Below are 18,914 nucleotides of genomic sequence, written 5' to 3'. Positions count from 1 at the left end.
GTCAGCGGGTGTGGGGCGGGCGGTGCGAAGCAGCGCTCGGTGGGGCTTCGGCCGTCTCGTGCTGTGTAGGTGTCCCGCGTGCGACGACGTTCGGGGACGTGCTCTGCGCGGCCTGCTGCCTCTTCGTTTCCGTCCGTGTATCGGCGGTGGACGGTGCGGCGTGGGGAGCCGGGGCGCCCATGACGTCGTGAAGCAGTTCCCGCGTCCGCAGCTCGTAGACCATTTCGTGGTGCCGAGGGTGCGTGCGCTCCTGGGGGCAGGCGGCGACGCCTGCCTCTGCGTCCAGCAGGTACTCCTGAGCCCCTTCCAGCATGTTGTGCGCGGCGGCGAGGCGAGTCCACGTCTCGAACGGGGCGTTGGGCGGAACCGGGTTGTCGAAGGAAAGCCGCAGACGTGTCCAGTCCGCTGCTGCGGCCGTCAGTCCAATCAGTTCCGGCAACACACCCGCCAAGGCGCTGGTGACTTCCTCAAGGATGCTGGCGACCTCTCCCGGCGAGGCGTCCTCGGTCAGCCGGTGGATCATCCCGCGCACCGAATACGAGTCGGCGCCGGGCGGCGGAATGTAGCGGACCCGCGTATCTTCGTCCGGGCCCGGCACTGCGCCGTGTGCGAGTTTGATGTTGTGGGACATCGCCGCGCCGATGGCGTCGCCGATGCTGGGGTGGAATTCCGGCACTTCTGCTCCTCGGCCTGGGACTGGGACCGGACGGTGGGCTCGTACGGGTCGCGCCCACCGCCCGTGCTCTCGCTGGTCGCCGCCGGTGGGTCTGGCAGCGCGAGCGCCTGGGTGTAGGGGGTTCACCGGGTGACCGTGAGAGTGAGGTCGTCCGTGAGGGAGGCGAGGCGGGCCCGGGTCTCCTGAGCGGTGTCATCGGTGACGATGAGGAAGCCGACGCGGGCGGTGTCGAGATTCCCGGCCGGGGGCAGCGCCACCTGTTCGCCGACCTTGCGCAGCCACGTCACCTCGTGAAGCCACGGGCACGTCGCATCCGCGTCGGCGGACAACTCGCGGGCGGTGAGGACGCCCGAGGCCGGCGGGTAGAGGATCTTGATCGCGGCGGTCGTGTGGGCGGTGCGCGTGAGGTCGGGCTGGCGTCCGCAGGCGACGTCGGCGGCGATGCGGGGCAGGTCGAGGCCGGTCGCGAGGCGAACGAGCGTGCCGATCCGGTCCCCGCCGATGCGCGCGTTCACCTCGATGATCCTGGGCCCCGTGGCGGTAAGGCGCATCTCCACGTGCTGGATACCGGAGGTCACCCCGAGCGCCCGTACGGCCTGGATCGCGACGGGCGCGACCTCGGGCAGGAGCGGGTCGGCGGCATCCACGGTGTGGCCCGTCTCCTCGAAGTACGGGGCGAAGCCGACCTCCTTGCGGGTGACGGCCAGCGCGGTGGTGATGCCCTGGTGGGTGACGCACTCGACGGAGACTTCCGGGCCCGCCAGGTATTCCTCGACGAGCACACCGCTGCCCTCCGGGCCCTGCTCACCGGCCCCGGCCGAGGCAAACTCCCAAGCAACGAGCAGCTCTTCAATGTTGTCGGCGCGGATCACGCCGATGCTCGCAGCGTGGGAGGACGGCTTAAGGACGACGGGGAAGCCGGTACTGAGCGCGGCCTCACGTGCCTGTTCCAGGCTGGTGACGCGCGTCGAAGTGGCCGAGGGAACGTCGTGCTCGGCGAACAGGCGGCGGCTCCTGGCCTTGTCGCGGCACGCAGTCATCGCCTCCACCGCGTTGCCGGGCACGCCGAGGCGTTCGACGAGCGCTGCGGTGGGCACGAGCGCGTACTCGTCCCACGTCACCACCCCCGCGACCCGGTGCCGCTCAGCCAGGGCCAGGCCAGCCGCGACCACCGAGTCGACATCGTGAATGTCGGCGACCTCGTGATCGGCTACCAAGTGGTGCGCCCAGGACGGCGACTTGGTGTCGATCAGCGCGATGGGATATCCGGCGGCGGCCTGCTCGACGCAGTACCCCCGGTAGACGGGGTCCGTACCCCCGACGACGATCAGCAGCGGGGATGTGGTCATCTGCGACACGGGAGAACCTCCAGGTGCACGGAAATCGGGAAGGGAGAGGAAAGGAAGGGGAAGGACGAGGCCCGGGGCACACGTCATCGCGCGTCCGCCACGTGCTCGGACTCCGACGCGGAGGCACGGGCCCGGTGGCCGGGGAGGTCGTAGGCGCTGCGGTGGCGGCGAAGGCCGGCGAAGCACACAGCCAGCGCCGCGCCTTGAAGAATGGCGCAAGCCAGCAGGAGGAGCGGAATGCTGTCGGCGGGGACGAGGGCAATCAGGGCTCCGGCGAGCGGGAGCGGCAGCAGCACCAGGATGATCGTCACGGCCAGGGTCGAGCCGAACGCCGGAGCGGGGATGGCATGGGCGCGCAGGGTGCGCAGCACCACGGTCATCGCTCCCTCACCGGCCATGACCGCCGCCACCGCAATCGTGTACGCGGGGAAGGTGGGGGCCAGGGCCGCGCCCAGGCACGCGAGGGTGACGAGGGCGGCCATGCTCGCGCCCACAGCCCAGATTCCGAAGCGGTCGATGGCCCGGCGGCTGATCCAGATCGCCACCAGGGAGGCCACCGCTGCCGCACTCCAGACCGACCCCACAGCGGCGGTTGAGTAGTGGAAGTGATGGACGACGGTGATCGGGGCCGAAGCCTGCAGTACGCCGGTGGCGAGATTCGAGGCAGCCAGACCGCCGACCAGCCACACCAGTGCCGGTGTGTGCCGTAGCGTTGTCCACCCCGTGCGCAGGCTGCTCCGCTCCCGGGCGTCGTCCGTCGGGTGAGTGTGCGCCTTCGTCGGAGGGGTGAGCGTGGTGGCGGTGAGCGCGAGGAGCGCGACCACCACGAGTAGGGCGGTGGGCCCGGCGAGCAGGAGCAGGCCACCGAGCAGTGGTCCGATCAGCAATGCGGCCTGGTCGATCCCGGTCTGCGCGGCCTGCACCCGGTGCGCCTGGCTGCCCATATCGCGGCTGGCCTTGGCGCCGAGCGTCTCGATCGCAACGAAGGAGACCTCGGCCAGCAGCCCGGAGACCGCTCCGAAGACGAGCGTTGCCGCCGTCGAGAACCCGCCTGTGCTCGGAAGGATGAGAAGGACGACCGCGGTCACGGCGACGACGAGGGTGCGAGCCGTGTTGGAGACCCGGAAGGCGTGGCCGGCACCCCACCGGTCGACCAGCGATCCGGCGACGGTGAAGGCGGCGATCCTGGGCACCCATTCGATCAGGAAGGCAAGGCCGGTGAGGACGGTGGAGCCGGTGGTGACGAGCACGAGCAGAGGGACGGCGTATGTGGTCGTGGCGCTGGCCAGAGCGTCGGCGGCACGCATGAGGTAGGTGCGCGACGGTCCACCGGTCAATGCGTGGGTGACGGACACGGGTGTCACCGGCCCCGGGGGGAGGGCGTGTGCGCTGTGGGGAAGGGCGCCTGGCTCTGGGCAGTTGTGGCAGAGGGGGATGGGGTAACGCACGCGTCAGCGGCTGAGGGCGAAACGGCGAGGGCAGCCCTCTGGGAGGCGGGGGGTGGTGCGATGTTGCGCACCACGGTCGCGGCATCGGTGAGTTCCGCCTGGGCTGCGGTCAGGAACTCGGCAGCCGTCTCGAAGCGGTCGCGCAACTCGAATGACTCGTCGTCCAGCTCTTCCAGCCGAGCCGAAACGGCTTCCAGCGCCTCCCGGACTCGTTCCAGCCCGCCATGCTGGGGGTGAATCAGGTGCTCTACTGGGCGGGCGAGGCTCTGCCCGTCCGGCGCGGCCCAGACCTGATCGGTGAGCCGGAGGATTTCACTTCCGGTCTTGTACGGACCGAGCGGATTGGTCGGGCTGATCTCGGTGGAGGCGTCGAGGGTGGGGTCGAGGCGGACCTCGTAGCGGGCCGCCCGAAGCATCTGGGCCGCATACGTGGCGATGGCGCGGCTCTCGTCGGCGGGGGTGGTGGAGGCGAGGCGGTGGCGGCGGCCGTGCCAGTCCTGAATCTGCTGGAAGCCCGCGTGCTTGAGGAGGGCGGCGGACAGGTCGTCGCTCGCCCCGTGGGCGACGACGCTGCCGCTGATCTCGGCGGAGATGGCTATGGAGGGGGCGGGCATGGGCTTCTCCTGCGGTCGGGGAACGGGCAGATGGCCCAGGTCCTTGGTGATGCGCCGACACTCGGCCTGAAGGCGGAAGGCGTCGCGGTAGGAGGCGTGGAGACCTCCGTCTTCCCGGGCGACGGTGGCGACGATGTCCATCCGACGGGGCTGACTTCGCAGGGCCAGCCACCGGCAGGCGTCCGGATCACCCACGGGAGCCAAGCCGGTGGTGTCGACGAGGCGGCGGGCGACTGCGGCCCACTGCGTGTCGTGCGGGTCCTGATGCCGGGGGTCGGAGCGCACCGAGCACAACCAGACGGGCTCTGGCGGAGCCCGGAGGCCGAGTCGCTCGATGGGCGCGTCGAGGACCTGAGCGAGGACGGGCGGGGAGAGCGACTCCGCGAACATGGCGAGCGGGGCGCCGTGACCATCGCCGTCGATCAGGCGTGGGTTGTCGTGGTTGCCGCGCTCGCCTGGGCCAAGCAGGTAGGCGAGCGTATCCACAGTGCTGCGGGCACGGTGCAGAGAGACGAACAAGGCGACGACCTCGGAGGGGTGGCGGGAAAAGAGCCCGGTCGGGCTACCAGAAGGAGAGGTTCCGCGAAATCCGGGATTTGGCCGGGCCGAGAAAGGCTGGTAGTAGGGACACCGTGACGATGCTCCGTACCAATCAGACTGGGTGACGGCACGACGTGCCACGTCTGCTCAGCGTCCCCAAACCGCCGTGAATCTCAGCGCCCCGAGAGGACCACTAGATTGGGTCGTTCGACCCGGCCCCTAGCCCGAGGCCATCCGAACCAACTCGGCGCAATTACTGAGACGTCAGCACCAACGGCCGGTGCGATGGAGTTCTGCGAATAGTGCCCCGCGGCCGCCCGCGCTCTTCTATGGTCAAGCCAGGCAGGGCTTTTGGGTTCCCTACGCCGTTCCTTCAGTGTGCGCCAATGTAGGCACTGCAACGGGAGGCGTCATGGGACGCAGGGGCGTTCGCCGTACGAAAGAGGATCCGGACTGGAACCGGCGTTCATTCTTCGCCGCAGTCGGACGACTGCTACTCGAAATTTACGACCGAGTATGCGAAGAGCTGCGCAGTTGACAGCCCGGACCCCCTTTCTGACTGTGGACACAGCCATGCGCCGCTAGGCGCAACACGTCACGGTGATTGCTGGTCACCGGACGTGACGGGCCGCGGTGTTAGCGCACCGCGGCCCGCGCTTTTGGTCGGCGCCGTGGGCGGACGACGCGCAACTGTTCATGGACAGGAGAAGCACCGCGCTAACGGTGGCACTCCTGCGGGCGGGCGAGGCATTGGCGGTTGCCTCGGCCTCCTTCCCTACCCGAAGTTCCACGTTGTGAGCAGGTCCAGAAGGCCGCTCCCCACACGCGCGGGGATGGACCCTGTCTCGGAGGATAGCCAATGACACCAGGCCCTGGGCCGAATTGCTTAATTCTATGAATCTGCGGGGCGGCAGGTGGGGGCAACCCGGAACGTTCCGGGTTGCCTCCAGCAACTGCGTGGCGTGATTGTCCGTCCAGGTGTTCATACGTTCGCATGCCTGGCTGCGGCTGCTTGGGCGCGTAGGCGGGGCGTCCTGTGCGCAAGCTGACATAGGACCCTCGCCCTAGGTAAGGGGTTTCGGCCCTCTTCACGAAGGGAGAAATGGTAAAGCGCCGTCCTGGTCAGAAGAACGGATTCTCGGAACTCCTGTCCGCATCGGTGGCGGCCTGGAGCAGCTCGGGCAAGTCCTCTGGGTCCGAGGCGCGCTGGTCGAGCCACCAGCCGGCGCGGGTCACCGTGCGCGCCGCGTCCTCGATTTGCTCCCACTGCGCCTCTGTCGTCTCGCCCTCCAGGACGAGCGCCGTGAACGCGGCGGTCATGAGCTGGTGGCGGCAGCGCACCGCCCAGGGGACTGCACGCTCGGTCCCATCGAGCGGGGGCATCTCGTACTGCTGGGACCAGGCGTCCGATTCTGCCTGTTCCTCGGCTCGTTTTGCGGCGAGCCAGGCGGCCCTTTCCTGCTCGTCGTCCTGCTTGGCGGCACGCCAGCAGTCGGTGCACTCCTGGGTCGCGAGCCACTCGGCGAAGCCCGCACGGCGGTCGGCCGGACGGTTGGACAGATCCCGGTCCGCCGGGTGGCCGCAGGCGTGCTCGATGTGCCAGATGGTCTTCACGGACATGGGTGGGCGGCCTCCTTGTGAGTCGGGTCAGCGATGGTGCGGGGAGGAAGCGGATGGCGGGGGCACCGGGGCTGTGGCAGCGCCGGGCCCAGCGGCCGGGGTGGTGCGTGGAAGAGTGCGTGGGCCAGTGGTCGGCGCGAGCCTGGACTCGTCGCGCACCCATACCTCGTGGGCCAGCACCTCCTGAGCAAGGTCAGGCTGGATGGCGATGCCGACGTCGCGGTCGTTCAGGGCCAGCGTGGTGTCCGCGAGTGTGGTCAGGGCCGGGCCGCGCCCGTCCGGTTGCGGAAGCACGTAGATGTCCAGCGTCTCCTGATGCAACCACCCACGCTCGTGGAGGACACGGCCCGCTCGCTCGCTGTCGAGCTGGTCGTCGGTGGCGGCGATGAAGCCGAGCTGGGGGTGCTCGGCGAAGGCGACGGTCGGCACCGGGCTCGGAGTGGCGGCGCGGTCGGCAGCTCGTGCGGCTGGGGGTGTGGGCTCGTAGGCGAGATCGGCGGCGACGTCGTAACCCGCGTTGCGCATGAGCGTGACGGCACGCGTTGCGCGGGCGGTGCCGTCACGGGCCTGGTCGGCGAGCGCGAACAGAGCGGGTTCGTCGGGCACGGCATGGAAGCCAAAGCCGTTGAGCATCCACGCGTTCAGCGTGGAGTCCTTCGCGACCGTGGCGACGATCCCGTGGCGGGGGTGATGGCCGACTGTGAAGTCGGGAGGCGAATCGTAGAGAGCGGGCACGGTGGTTCCATCCGTTTCGGAGTCGGCGGGGGCGCCTTCGCGGAGCGGGATGGTTCTGCGGGGCGCGGGGCGCTCGGTGGCGCGCGGCACGATCAGCGCCTCGGGGCGCTGGGGCGAGAGCCAGGGGGCGAGGCAGGGGTGACCGACAGAGGGCTCGCCGTGTTTCGCGGTGCGTGGGGGGAGGTAGAGAGGGCAGCCTCGACACGGACGGAGGGGGTGGCCTCCGGAGCGCAGGGCTGTTGGAGGGTGCCCTTCGCCGGAAGGGCCGTGTGTCGGTCGGCGAGAGTACGACGCACGGCGCTGATCTGCTGGCTGTGCGAGGCGATCGCGGCGGCGAGGAAACGAAGGCGCGCCGCGTGGTCCCGGTCTGCGGGGGTGCTGAGTTCGTCACACCGGGCGGCGGCTGTGTCCAAGACCTCGCTCACGCGTTGCAGGACCCCGTCTCCGGGAGCGGTCAGCTCGCTCAGCGCGGTGACGACCTCGCTGGTGTGGCCCGCTACCGCTACTCGGTCCCGCAGTTCACCGAGCCAGTCTCCGAAGTCCCACCCGGGGTGGCGGAGTTCCAATTCTGGGTCGAGCAGCTCACGGGCGAGCCGCACCTCTATGCCCTGTGCTTCGAGCAGGTCGTAGGCGAGGGTCGTCGTGGCGCGCTGTTCCGCCGGGTCCGTTATGCCCAGGGGCAACTGGTGGTGGGGACCGCCAGGACCATCAACCCGGATGAAGCCCGCCCGGTGCAAGGTGGCGGCAATGGTGCGCTCGTATTCTGCGGCCTTGGCCGCGATGGCCTCGGAGTGTGCCTCTGCCGGAGTTGAGGGCGTCTGGGCGAGGAGTGCGCTGCGTCGCGCGGTGACACGGTGGTTTTCACGTTCGAAGGTGATGAGAGGCAATTCGACGGCCATGCAGCCCTCCAGAGGGTGGGGCGGTGTCCTCCGCCGAAGCGGGAGGTGGTGTGGCGGAAGAGGATTCCCCGATTAGCCGGTTGGGACGGGATGGGAAGGCGTGGTAGAGGGCGGCGTCAGCGGGTGCGCCTTGGCGCCGTCGGCGACGGGGGCCCGGAGACGCGCTGGCTGGTGGGCGCGTCGCTTGTTGGGGTGGCCGATCGTGCGAGTGCGGCCCGGACACGCTCGCTGGGCGTCGCCGGGGTATCGGCTCGGCTTGCGAGGTGGGCTCCCACGCGAGCGAGCGCGGCTCCTTGTGAGGACAGGAGGTCGGCGTAGTGCCACCCCTCGCTGTTTCGCAACTCGATGGCCCGGGTCTCGTACAGGTCTCGGTACTTGGAGGGCATGGGGTTGAGGTGGGTGACGGCCTCGGCCCACTCGTCTTGCAGTTCGGCGGCCCGTTCGAGTGTGGTGTCGATCCCGCGGAGCACGCTCAGGTCGGTGCTGATCGGGCCGTCCAGGTAGTCGGCTCCCTGGGCGTTCGCGCGAACGCCGCTGAGGACTTCGTCGCCGTGAGCGAGGAAGGTCTCGACACCGGCCCATGCCTCGGCGTCGCGGCGTACCTTGCGGTCGGCGTAGCGGGTTTCGTCGAGGGGCCAGCCGTCCTCGTCGCACAGGGAGTCCGAGACAGCGTCCCAGGCGTCGGAGGCGCGGGTGATGCTCTCGGCTGCGGCGGCCAGAGCGGGGACATGTCGTGTCCAGGAGTGCTCGTCGGCGGGCTCCGGGCCGGGGGCTTCGGTCGGGGTGGTGTTCGCATCGGTCATGTGGTGGGCCTCGGGTGGTGTGCGGGCCCTCGCCGGGCTCGCAGCGGAGCGAGAGCGGACGGAGGAAGCGCGGAGGACGGGAAGCGGGCGCCTCTGTGCGTCTTCTGGCCGGGCGACGACGAGGGGGCCGTGATGCGCGCAGGTCACCGTAGGGCGCCAAGTAGCGCTGCTCAGCCTTCAGTTGGGCCATGAAGACATCCGGGCGTCGGTGTCGAAGAGGTCGCGTTCGGTGGGGTGGAGGAGGTGCTGGGTGATGAAGCTCCGGCCGGCGACTTTCCACAGGCCCCGGCCCTTGGTGAGGGCGGAGACGGCCTGGGTCTCGACGCCGGTGAGGCCGAGAAGGGGGGCCGCCGCGTCGAGTTGGTCGGGCTCCTGGCGGTAGATGATCCGGGTGGAGCAGTCGGCGAGGAGCCCTTCGGCGAGTACCCGGCCGCGCGATCCGGCGTCGCCCGCGCTGAGAAGGTCGCTGAGGCGGTGGATGACCATGAGGTTCGCGATGCCCAAGCCACGCGAGAGCTTCCACTGGGACTGCATGCGTTCCAGGAGGCCGACGTGGCGCATGAGGCGCCACGCCTCGTCGTAGATGACCCATCGACGGCCGCCGTCAGGGTCGGCGAGCGCGCTCTCCATCCAGGCGGAGGCGCACGTCATCGCGAGGACGAGCGCGGTGTCGTCGGTGCCGTTGCCCAGGCGGGACAGGTCGATGGAGAGCATCGGGGTGCCCGGGTCGAAGGCCACGGTGGTGGGTGCGTCGAACATCCCGGAGAGGTCGCCGCGCACGAGGCGGCGCAGGGCGTGGGCGAGGTCCTGGGCGGCCGGGCCCATGTGCCCGGCGTGGTTGCCGAGGGCGTCGTCGAGACGGTCTGGCGAGCCGAGGGTGTGCGCGATCTCGCCGAGCAGTGGCTCGACGCCGGCGGCATCGGCCTGTGAGACGACGAGGTCAAGGGCGAGGTCGAGGGCGGTGTGCTCCATGGGCAGCAGTTCGCGCCCGAGCACGGTGCGCGCAAGGGCGGCGAGCAGGAGCAGGCGCCGGGTGCGTACCTCTGTCCGCCAGACGTCCTCGCTCACCGATGCGGGGCGGGGCGGGGCGTCAAGGGGGTTGAGCCTTCCCGGCAGGCCGGGGCCCAGCGCGATGCTCTGCCCGCCCAGGGCTTGCGCGACGGGCGTCCACTCCCCCTTGGGGTCGCAGGGGACGTAGACGCGGTAGCCGTGGGCGATGGAGCGGGTGGCGAGCGACTTGGCGAGAGCCGACTTGCCCATGCCGATGATCCCGGCCAGGACGGTGTTGGGGTTGGTGAAGCCCTCGATGCGCCCGCTGTTGTAGAGGGTGAACGGGTCGAAGCAGAAGGCGCCTTCGGCGTGGACGTCGCGGCCGACGAAGATGCCGTCGGCTCCGAGGCCGCCCTCGGCGAGGAAGGGATAGGCGCCGCTCGCGGTCGCCGTGGTCATGCGGTGCGCGGGAAGCCGCAGTTTCCCGCCCCGCGCCGAAGCGGCCCCGGGGCGCCCGGAGGCGGGATAGGTCGGCCGCAGCTCGGCGGCCTCGTCGTCCGTGCCCTCGCGTACGGGACGGGCGGTGGCGAGGCGGGCCTGGCGACGCGCCCCGGCGAAGCCCGTCCGCGCTGCCCGTTGCTGCGCACGGGATGCCTTGCGGGGGGTGAAGACGGGTGATGCACTGGCACGGACGCGAGGCATGGCGTTCTCCTGACGAAGATGTGGGCGGGTCCGGGGCGGGTCAGTGGTTCGTGAGGCCGGTGTAGGGGGTGTGGAGGTCGGCCGGGGTGGTGCGGCGGCGTACGAGGCGGGCGGCTTCCTGGTGGCGGCGGCAGATGGTCAGCTCGGGGGCACCCTCGGGCAGCGGGTTGCGGCACGCCTCGCGGTCGGGCAGTTCGCCCGACGTGGGGTGGGGAGCGGCGTGGTAGGCGGCGTGGAGGTGGTCGGCGGCCTGCCACAGGCGGGTGCGGGTGGCCTGGAGGTGGCCGCCCTCGGCCTCGACGAGCGAGTGAGTGCGCATGGTGTGGGCGTCGAGGAGGGCGTGCAGGGAGATGAGGTGGGCGTGCAGGGCGTCCAGTTCAGCGCGGCTGGTGACCAGGGGCCCGCCGGGGATGTTGAGGCAGCGGTGGAAGTCGAGCGCGGCGGTCGCGAAGGGCACGAAGTCCTGCGGCGTCGCGTGGGCCGGAGCGGTCATGAGGTGCTCTCTCGGGGAGGGAGTGGTTAGGCGGCGAGAGCGAGGGGCAGGGCGGCGGCGGTGAAAGCTTCGGCCTGCTGCCAGGTGAGGGGGCGCAGGTCGAGCTGTGCGCTGACGGCTGCGGTCTCCACGACCGCGCGCGCGGAGCGCAGTTCGTCCTCGGTGTCGGCTGAGACGGTCAGCAGGCCGGTCAGGGCGACATCGGCGTGCCCGGCGATGAGCTGCCTTTCGCGAGCGGTGATGTCCTGGTACTCGATCGTGTCCGCCTCCGAGCCGACCTGGCCACGCCGAGCACGCTCGGCGGCGTCCGCGAGCACGCCGGACTTCTGCCGCCGTACGTCCCGCAACGCGGCGTCCAGTGCCTTGGGCGTGTAGATGAGCGAGAGAGTGCGGCGCACGCCGCCGGTGAACAGGAGCTGGTGCAGGAATCCGGCCGAGGTCTGGGTGCGGGGCCAGTTCTCCACCCAGTAGGTGGTGTGGAAGGCGGAGTCGGTACGGATGTGCTCGCCCTGCTCCACGACCACCACGGGACCGGCGGCTGCGGGATCTGTCTCGGGGCGGCCTGCGGTCGACCAACGCTCCAGCGCCGCCGTCGCGTTGGGGTCGTATGCGGTGCGGACGACGGCGGCGAGCTCCGTGGAGGTGAGCCAGCCGGTAGGGGTGAGGCCGGCACCGCGTGCGGCCTGCTCGAAGGTCGATGTCAACTGCGCCAGCACGCCGAAGGCCCCCGCGAGGCCGCCGCCTGCCTGCCCCACCAAGCGCCGGGCGGCCTTCGTGTCAAGGCTCAGTGCGACGTACGCCTCGTGCGGTGCCGCCGCCGGTCCCGCGCTCTGAATCAGCTCCTCGTACAGGCCGCCCGCGAGCGGGGCGTCGGGGTGACCATGCTCTTCCCAGTAGCGGCGCAGCGCGTCCCCGGAGTCCGGGACGGTCCGCTCGACGACCTGGATCCGGGCGACGTGCCCGGTGCGGGCGAGCGCGGCGAGGACGCGGCCCCACCCGTTGACGTTCGCGGCCTGCGTGCCAGGGTCGAGCAGCGCGTAGGCACGCGAGGAGACCTTCACCACGGCGGTCAGCGTCGCGGCGTGCGGGTCATGGACGGCCCCATAGCGGCCGTCGGGAGCGGTGACGACCCGCAGACTCGCCGCCGTACCGGGCAGGTGCAGCAGGCCCTCGCGACGCGGGCGCTGCGCGGGCCGGGTCAGCCACACGAGTTGCCTGCGCACCCGGCGAACGGCGTAGCGGGTGACCACGGGGGCCCAGTCCGCCAGGGTGCGTCCCCGGTGCCGGGCGAACACGATCAGGGCGAGCAGCCCCCACAGCGGGAGGAGTTCGAGTGCGCCGACCACGCCGCGCGTGATGACTACGGCGAGGAGGAGAAGGCCGCCGAGGGCGGTCGTGATCAGTTGTGGGGCGGTGAGGCCGAGCAGGATGCCGCGCCTGCTGCGGTGGGGAAACTTCACGGTCGCCCCGGCGGGGGCCTGGCTCTTTGCGGGCATGACGGCTCCAGAGGAGAGGCGGAAAAGGGGGGCGGGCCTGCGGGCACGGGCCCGCCCCCGGGATTGGGCACGGTCAGGCGGGCGGGGGCTGCTTGGGGAACATCCAGCGCGACGGCGCTTCTCCCTCGGGCGAGGGGCCACCGGGGGCGGACGGCCGCTCGGCGGGTGACGGAGCGGCGGGCGCACTTCCCATGTCGCCGCCCCCTGCGGCCGGAGGCACGGCGGACACCGCGTCGTCCTCGGGCTCCGTGGCAGGAGCTTCGGCAGCACTGGGCCGGACGATCAGCGGGGGAAGGCCGGGGCGCTGGATGAGCGGACGGCCCTTGTCCCCCGTGGCGTCCGGGTCCTCGCCGAAGCGGAAGCGGGTCTGCGGCTGGGGCGCCCCGCCGTCGATGCCCTCCTTGCTCAGGTTGCCGCCCGAGGGGCTGATCCCGGAGGCAACGCCCTGGCCATCGGCCCCCGGGACCTGGGCAGGGCCCTGCGGTGCCGGGGTGGACATGCCGCCGGTGCCGTACTGCATCGCGAGGGTGCCCGCGGTCTTCGCGGCTCCGGCGGCGACCGCCACGCCCGCCACGCCGGTGCGGTGCAGGTCGTCGTGGCCCCCGCCGTCACTGGCCCAGTGCACGAACTTGTACGTCGCGTAGGGGCACAGCAGGACCAGGACCATCACGACGATCCCGGCCATCGCGTCCGAGAGCGCGGCCAGGCCGCCGTTCGTGTCCGTCTCGCCCATCGCCGAGATGCCGATGAGGAACACCACGGTCATCAAGAGCTTGCTCACGACGAGCGTGGCGGTTGCCTCGATCCAGCCGCGCCGCCACCGCTTGGCGACTTCCCAGCCGCCCCCAGCCCCGGCGAAGATCGCGAGGGTGGCGAGGACGAGAACGCCCACCTTGCGGGCGACCATCACGGCCCAGTACAGGAAGGCGCCGATCGCGCAGCCCCAGCCGACCAGGGCCGACACTCCCCATCCCATGCCGTAGGTGGAGCCGACGAGCTGGATTTTCACCACGCGGCGGACCGCCTCCTCGATGGAGGTGTTGGCCGTGGCGAAGAGCCCGTCGGAGAGGGCGTCGACCACGGTGATGGCCACGGAGGTGAAGGCGACGGCGCAGAAGCTGAAGAGCACGCCCACGACGGTCCCCATGACGGCCTGGGCGAGGGCGCGTTCGTCCCGTCGCCAGGCGGCAGAGACGAGCTGGATACAGAAGGTGCCGACGATGAGCGTGAGTCCGATCGGGAGGATCAGCTCGTAGTTGTCCCGGAACCATCCTGCGTTGAGGTCGATCGCGGTGGTCGTGTCGACGGCCGAGGCGGCGAGGTCGGCAGCCGCGGTGGCCAGTTCGGCGGCCGACTTCGCGATCCAGGCTCCGATGCGGTCGGTGACGGCCCCGGCGGGGTCGGTGGCGAAGTCGGCGGCCCCGCACACCTTGTCCATCAGCGGGAGATCGCAGACGCCCATGAGGACGACTCCTTTCGTGTGAGCCGGTTCGGGTCAGGGGGTGACGGCGGGCAGGACCCCGGCCAGGACACAGGCGCGGGAGGGCCGGCACTGGACGGCGAGGGTGATCGCCCGGCTCTCCGCGCCCCCGGCGGGCGCCCCCTTCCAGGCGATCGACTGCTTGCCGGAGACCGTGACGGCGTACACGTACGCCTGCGTGATCGATCCCGGGTTCTCCCGCAGCGCCTTGCTGAACGCGTCAGGGAAGTGACCCTCGTTCACCGTCGCGGTGGCGAACTGCCCGTTCGCGGCCAGCTCCTTCCACAGCGCCGCCGAGGGGACGACCGCGTCGACCGAAGCCACGTCGGCGTACTTCGGCTCCGGGGTGAGCCACCCGTGCAGCGCCTCCACCAGCTCGTCGTGGGAGTAGGCGCGAGTGTCGTAGGACCACAGCGCGGCGGCAGCAGCCTTCGCGAACCCGACCGGATCGCGGGTGTCCGGGGGCGCGGGGAGGGGCACGCCGCGCCCGTCCGGCGTCGCCGCCGACTGGGAAGGGGACGACGGGCTCGGCGAGGACGGTGCGGACGAACTCGAAGGAGTTGCCACGGCTTTGGCTGCAGAGGATTCGTTGCCATCGCGAGTGAGGTACGCGGTCAGTCCCGTGGTGGCGAGGAGGATGGCGAGGACGGCGGCGCCGAGCAGCGCCCTGCGGCGGACGCCCGAAGTGGCGCGCGGGCTCGGGGAGATGGTGGGCATCAGTGGACCTGCGTCCCCAGCGTGCTGAAGAACGCCACCACACCGTTTGCGGCACCCAGCAGAAGCGCGGCACCGGCCGAGACCAGAACCCCCTTCTTGCCGGTTGCCTCGGCCTGGTGACCGCCGGAGTGGTGACCCCAGGCCCAGACCGCCGCGCTCACGACGAGCGCGCCGACCACAGCCACGATGCCGAACAGGTTGAGCGAGCCCATCACCTTCTTGAGCACGGTCAGGCCCGGCAGCCCGCCCTCGTTCGGCGTGATCCCGGGGTCGTAGGCGAGATAAAGCAGCGTGTCGGCAAGGCGCATAACGAACTCCAGTTCGATTTGCTGCGCGCCAAAGCCCGCATGGGCGATCGGCGGAGCGAGGAGAGAGGAAGGGAGGGGAGCGTGCGGGTCAGAGGACCCGGCGGGCCGCGAGGATCTGCGGCTTCCAGGAGGCGAGCGAGGCGATACGGACCACGTCACCGGTGTGCGGGGCGTTGACGATCAGGCCGTGGCCGATGACCATCCCCACGTGCTCGGGCACAGCGGCCGTGCCCTCGGTGAAGACGAGGTCGCCCGGCCGCAGAGCATCGAAACGGACGGGCTTACCCTCCTTGACCTGGGTGTACGTCGTCCGCGACAGCCGTACGCCCGCAGCGGCGTAGGCGCGCTGCATGAGGGAAGAGCAGTCGCAGCGGCCCATGGGATCGGAGCCGTGCGCGTCGGCGCACGTCCCGCCCCACTGGTAAGGGGTGCCGAGCTGGCCGAGCGCCCACCGAATCGCCGTACGGACCTTCGGAGGGGCATCGGCCGGGATCTCGTACTCGTCCGGGACGGCACCTGCCGGGATCTCGCCGAATCCGCTCCCGTCCTCGCCCTCCGCGCACGCGGCGCTACCCGCGTCGGGAGAGGCGGGTGCCTTGCCGAGGAGCGGTGCGATCGAGCTCTGGAGCGCGGACGCCAGCGGCTCCCACTTCGCGTACGCCTCGGGGAAGCCAGACTTCTGCACCGCCTGCGCGGCCTGCGTGACCGACAGGGACTGCCAGCCCGCGACCCGCTCCAGCGCCTCGTAGAACTTCGTCGAGGCGTGCACGGGATCGAGGATCTCGCTCGTCGCCCCCCATCCCTGCGACGGCCGCTGCTGGAACAGACCCAGGCTGTCGCGGTCGCCATACGGGAGGTTGCGCAGTCCGCTCTCCTGAAGCGCCGTGGCCAGCGCGACGACCTGTCCTCGCGCGGGGATATTCATCGCGACGCCGGTCGCCTGGATCGTCCTCGCGTAGGGCACCTGCCCAGCGGGATCGTCCAGCCCCGGAACGGAGACGGGCTTCCCGTCCGCGCCGTCGAGAACCTTCCTCACCTGCGCGGCCACGGCTGCTGTATCCACAGCCTGTGCACCACCGGCCGAGCAGGTGGAGGAATCGGCGTCGGCGGCGGTGACGGCAAGAATCGGGAGGGCGACGGCGAGAGCGCCGCTGGCGGCGAGCCCGACCAGGGCGCCCGCCGTCTTCTTCACGGCCGCCGCCGTTCACCGGGGCGGCGCCGGGCCGCCCACGAACTCGGCTGCGGACACGGGTGTGTCAGGACGTGCTGCATGGCAGCGGCTCCTCGGGTACGTAGGAGGGCGCGGTGCCGACTTCTCGTGCAAAGCCGTCGGCACCGCACCGCTTGAATCCGCCGCGAAGGCGGACCCGGATCGGGGAGTTGGTAGCTCCCGGACGCCGGTCACAGGTCACGCGCGGCAGCCAGCCGCGCTCGTAATCTCAGCTGATACATCCACGCCTCCTCACCACTCGCGGAACGCCCCGCTTCCCTCCGGCCCGCGCCTCCCCTGGACTGAGCAGCACGGGAAAACACAGGTCAACGGGGTTGCAGCGGGGCTGCGTTCCGAAGAACTGGCAGGACAGTAGACGCGGAATCCGGCCGCACCAAACGAGCCCGGGAAGGCCGGCATCCACGCGGGGCGCGGCCGGGAAAGACGGCTACTCTCCGGCGCACCCGCACTGCCTCGCACCCGAACCGGATCGGGGCTCCACCTCCCAACCGCCCAGGAAGGGCTCGTACATGAGCTACACGCTGCACCGAGGCGACGCCCTCACGGTGCTCAAGACCCTGCCCGACGAAAGCGTCAACGCGGTCATCACCGACCCCCCGTACAACTCGGGAGGGCGCACCAGCTCGGAGCGCACCGGACGTTCCGCACGCGCGAAGTACGTCACGAGCAACAGCGCCCACGACCTCGCCAGCTTCCCGGGCGAGAACCGCGACCAGCGCTCCTACCGGGCTTGGTTGACCGCGCTGCTCACCGAGGCGTACCGCGCGGCGACCGAGCACTCCGTTGCCATGGTCTTCTCCGACTGGCGCCAAGAACCCACCACCACCGACGCGCTCCAGATGGCGGGGTGGACGTGGAGCGGGACCATCTCGTGGATCAAGCCCGCAAGCCGCCCCCGCAAGGGCGGCCCCAAGCAGGACACCGAGCTCGTCACCTGGGGCGTCAAGGGCACCCTCGACAACACCCGCGACCTCTACCTCCCCGGCCACTACATCGCCTCACAGCCCCGCAAAGACCGCGTCCACATCACCCAGAAACCGGTCGAGATCATGCGGCAGCTCGTCAAGGTCTGCCCCGAGGGCGGCACGGTCCTCGACCCCTTCACCGGCAGCGGCTCCACCGGCGTCGCCGCCCTGCGCGAAGGCCGCAACTTCCTTGGCGTCGAACTCTCCACCCACTACGCCGACATCGCCGAGCGGCGGCTGCGCGCGGAGCTGACCCAGGACGACTTCGTCCTCGTCGGGCCCGAGGAATGAGCCCGAGAACCGGGCTCCGGCCGGCAAGCGCGGACCGCAGACGGCGAAGGGCGGTTGGAGCACCAGCGAGTCCGGTGCTCCAACCGCCCTTCCGCGCGGGTCAAGCCGCTTCGAAGGCCCGTCGTATCAAGGGCTGCGCTTTCTCGAGGGTGGCGGGCGATCCGATGCGGACCTCCAGGTCCCCGGTCCCGAGGTGCCCGATGCCGCGCATGTCGCGTGTGAAGCCGTCCTCAAGCTCGACGGTGTCGGGGTCGAGGCGCAGGTACGTGAGGATCGCCTTGTGCCCCGGGCGGAACAGAACGGAAGCGATGTTCACGAGGCGCCGGTAGGCGATGTAGTGCTGGAGCGGGGTGACTTCGACGTCGCCCCACGCGGTGAGCGCCTCGTCCAGCTCGCCGTACAGGTCCTCCAGGCAGGCTGGAGCGGAGCATCGCGCCGACGGAACGGGGACGGCAGACGGCTTCGGGGCCACCGCGGTTCGCTCTCTTCCGCGCCGAACCCCACTGGGGTGCGGTACGCCGGGCGAGGAGTGCTCCAGCAGCAGGCTCAACAGGTCCCCGTCGAAGACGCGGTAGCGAAGGAGGTCAATCCGCTCGGGAACGGTGTCCACGGCGACGCGGTCGTGGTGGGAGAAGGCCGCTGCGATACAGATCATCCGGGGATGAGACCAGTCGATGCTCTCGGCTGCCTCCTCGCCGAGCACGTCACGCACCAGTGCCGCGAACTCGTGCCGCGCCGAGCGCAACCACGTCATGTACGAGACGGCCTGCGACAGCACGCCGCTGTCCGAGCCCTTCTTGTACTCGATCACGACCGGGGCGCCGGTCTCGTCCAGCCCGAGCGTGTCGATCCGACCCCGATGCCACGGACCCGTCGCGTACTCCGAGGCCAGGAACCGCACCCCGAGCATCGCCTCCAGCCCTGCCTCGACCCGCCGCTGAAGCTCGACCTCCAGCGCCACCGCCGAACCCACCAGCTCAACGTCCCGCCCGTCCGCACCCTGACGGAACAACATCAGCTCGGCCACCCGCAGCTCCTCCCGTGATCTCCGCACGGGAACCAATCAACGCGCGGCCACGGATATTCCACCTTGGGGCACGGAGGGGGCCCCTTCGGCCCTTGTGCAGTGTCATCCAGCCTTGAGCGCGGGAGCTACTAGTGAAATTACGAGCCTCCCGCTGCCTGGTAGGCGCACGCCAGGTTGTCGCGGGAGGCCAGGGTGGCGGGGTGATCCGGCCCGAGGACACGCACACGATCCGCAAGAGCGCTCTCGTACAGCGGGACGGCCCGGCCCAAATCACCCGCTGCCTGGTAGGCGCACGCGAGGTTGTTGCGAGAGGCCAGGGTGGCGGGGTGATCCGGCCCGAGGACACGCACACGATCCGCAAGAGCGCTCTCGAACAGCGGGACGGCCCGGCCCAAATCACCCGCGGACTGGTAGGCGCCCGCAAGGTTGTTGCGAGAGGCCAGCGTGTCAGGGTGATCCGGCCCGAGGACACGCACGCAATCGGCAAGAGCGCTCTCGTACAGCGGGAGGGCCCGGCCCTCCTCACCCGC

General features: G+C 70.7%; 18 protein-coding genes. 1 reads left to right on the top strand and 17 read right to left on the bottom strand.

What is annotated here, in order from left to right:
* Position 1: 1 nt before the first annotated feature.
* The 15 genes from G3I42_RS30555 to G3I42_RS30485 form a co-directional block, all read right to left on the bottom strand.
* Positions 2 to 676, bottom strand: a complete 675-nt coding sequence (locus G3I42_RS30555) for a hypothetical protein (RefSeq protein ID WP_164281801.1) — start codon at positions 674 to 676, stop codon at positions 2 to 4.
* Positions 677 to 798: 122 nt separating this feature from the next.
* Positions 799 to 2,025 carry an ATP-grasp domain-containing protein gene (locus tag G3I42_RS30550; RefSeq protein WP_164281802.1) on the bottom strand — a complete coding sequence of 409 codons (1,227 nt, stop codon included), beginning with the start codon at positions 2,023 to 2,025 and terminating at the stop codon, positions 799 to 801.
* Between the two features lie 83 nt (positions 2,026 to 2,108).
* Positions 2,109 to 3,380, bottom strand: a complete 1,272-nt coding sequence (locus G3I42_RS30545) for an MFS transporter (protein WP_343244405.1) — start codon at positions 3,378 to 3,380, stop codon at positions 2,109 to 2,111.
* Positions 3,381 to 3,385: 5 nt separating this feature from the next.
* The gene (locus tag G3I42_RS37955; protein ID WP_239096170.1) at positions 3,386 to 4,606 is read right to left on the bottom strand and encodes a hypothetical protein; all 1,221 of its coding nucleotides are present in this window, start codon (positions 4,604 to 4,606) and stop codon (positions 3,386 to 3,388) included.
* Positions 4,607 to 5,749: 1,143 nt separating this feature from the next.
* Complete coding sequence (locus G3I42_RS30535; RefSeq protein ID WP_164281803.1) at positions 5,750 to 6,247, bottom strand: hypothetical protein; 498 nt, start codon at positions 6,245 to 6,247, stop codon at positions 5,750 to 5,752.
* A gap of 27 nt (positions 6,248 to 6,274) precedes the next feature.
* Positions 6,275 to 6,982 carry a hypothetical protein gene (locus G3I42_RS30530; protein ID WP_164281804.1) on the bottom strand — a complete coding sequence of 236 codons (708 nt, stop codon included), beginning with the start codon at positions 6,980 to 6,982 and terminating at the stop codon, positions 6,275 to 6,277.
* A 92-nt stretch (positions 6,983 to 7,074) separates the two neighbouring features.
* Positions 7,075 to 7,881 (bottom strand): hypothetical protein, encoded by an 807-nt coding sequence (locus G3I42_RS30525; protein ID WP_164281805.1) that lies wholly within the window; start codon positions 7,879 to 7,881, stop codon positions 7,075 to 7,077.
* A gap of 116 nt (positions 7,882 to 7,997) precedes the next feature.
* The gene (locus tag G3I42_RS30520) at positions 7,998 to 8,684 is read right to left on the bottom strand and encodes a hypothetical protein (protein WP_164281806.1); all 687 of its coding nucleotides are present in this window, start codon (positions 8,682 to 8,684) and stop codon (positions 7,998 to 8,000) included.
* A gap of 177 nt (positions 8,685 to 8,861) precedes the next feature.
* A complete protein-coding gene (locus G3I42_RS30515) occupies positions 8,862 to 10,376 on the bottom strand; it encodes an ATP-binding protein (protein ID WP_164281807.1) in 1,515 nt (504 codons plus the stop codon).
* A 40-nt stretch (positions 10,377 to 10,416) separates the two neighbouring features.
* Positions 10,417 to 10,869, bottom strand: a complete 453-nt coding sequence (locus G3I42_RS30510) for a DUF6238 family protein (RefSeq protein WP_164281808.1) — start codon at positions 10,867 to 10,869, stop codon at positions 10,417 to 10,419.
* Positions 10,870 to 10,895: 26 nt separating this feature from the next.
* The gene (locus G3I42_RS30505; RefSeq protein ID WP_164281809.1) at positions 10,896 to 12,365 is read right to left on the bottom strand and encodes an SCO6880 family protein; all 1,470 of its coding nucleotides are present in this window, start codon (positions 12,363 to 12,365) and stop codon (positions 10,896 to 10,898) included.
* 73 nt (positions 12,366 to 12,438) lie between these two features.
* The gene (locus G3I42_RS30500; protein WP_164281810.1) at positions 12,439 to 13,827 is read right to left on the bottom strand and encodes an ATP-binding protein; all 1,389 of its coding nucleotides are present in this window, start codon (positions 13,825 to 13,827) and stop codon (positions 12,439 to 12,441) included.
* Positions 13,828 to 13,860: 33 nt separating this feature from the next.
* A complete protein-coding gene (locus G3I42_RS30495; RefSeq protein ID WP_164281811.1) occupies positions 13,861 to 14,562 on the bottom strand; it encodes a hypothetical protein in 702 nt (233 codons plus the stop codon).
* Positions 14,562 to 14,870: a DUF6112 family protein gene (locus tag G3I42_RS30490; protein WP_164281812.1), complete on the bottom strand. Its 309-nt coding sequence runs from the start codon at positions 14,868 to 14,870 to the stop codon at positions 14,562 to 14,564. Before G3I42_RS30490 ends, G3I42_RS30495 begins: the two co-directional genes overlap by 1 nt.
* Positions 14,871 to 14,958: 88 nt before the next feature.
* Positions 14,959 to 16,062, bottom strand: a complete 1,104-nt coding sequence (locus G3I42_RS30485) for a C40 family peptidase (RefSeq protein ID WP_164281813.1) — start codon at positions 16,060 to 16,062, stop codon at positions 14,959 to 14,961.
* 548 nt (positions 16,063 to 16,610) lie between these two features.
* On the opposite strand from G3I42_RS30485, the gene G3I42_RS30480 reads away from it, so the two are divergent.
* On the top strand, positions 16,611 to 17,357 hold the full coding sequence (locus G3I42_RS30480) for a site-specific DNA-methyltransferase (RefSeq protein WP_164281814.1): 747 nt from the start codon (positions 16,611 to 16,613) through the stop codon (positions 17,355 to 17,357).
* A gap of 100 nt (positions 17,358 to 17,457) precedes the next feature.
* Here G3I42_RS30480 and G3I42_RS30475 read toward each other — a convergent pair whose 3' ends face one another.
* Together G3I42_RS30475 and G3I42_RS30470 are read right to left on the bottom strand one after the other, a co-directional pair.
* A complete protein-coding gene (locus G3I42_RS30475; protein ID WP_164281815.1) occupies positions 17,458 to 18,384 on the bottom strand; it encodes a DUF5655 domain-containing protein in 927 nt (308 codons plus the stop codon).
* Positions 18,385 to 18,521: 137 nt separating this feature from the next.
* Positions 18,522 to 18,914: tetratricopeptide repeat protein (locus G3I42_RS30470; protein WP_164281816.1), on the bottom strand; the 393-nt coding region annotated here is incomplete at its 5' end.

Origin of the sequence: Streptomyces sp. SID11385 (genome assembly GCF_010548245.1) — a bacterium.
Classification (GTDB): Bacteria; Actinomycetota; Actinomycetes; order Streptomycetales; family Streptomycetaceae; genus Streptomyces.
Note: the sequence above shows the minus strand (reverse complement) of the source record. Positions and strands in the feature narration are given on the sequence as shown.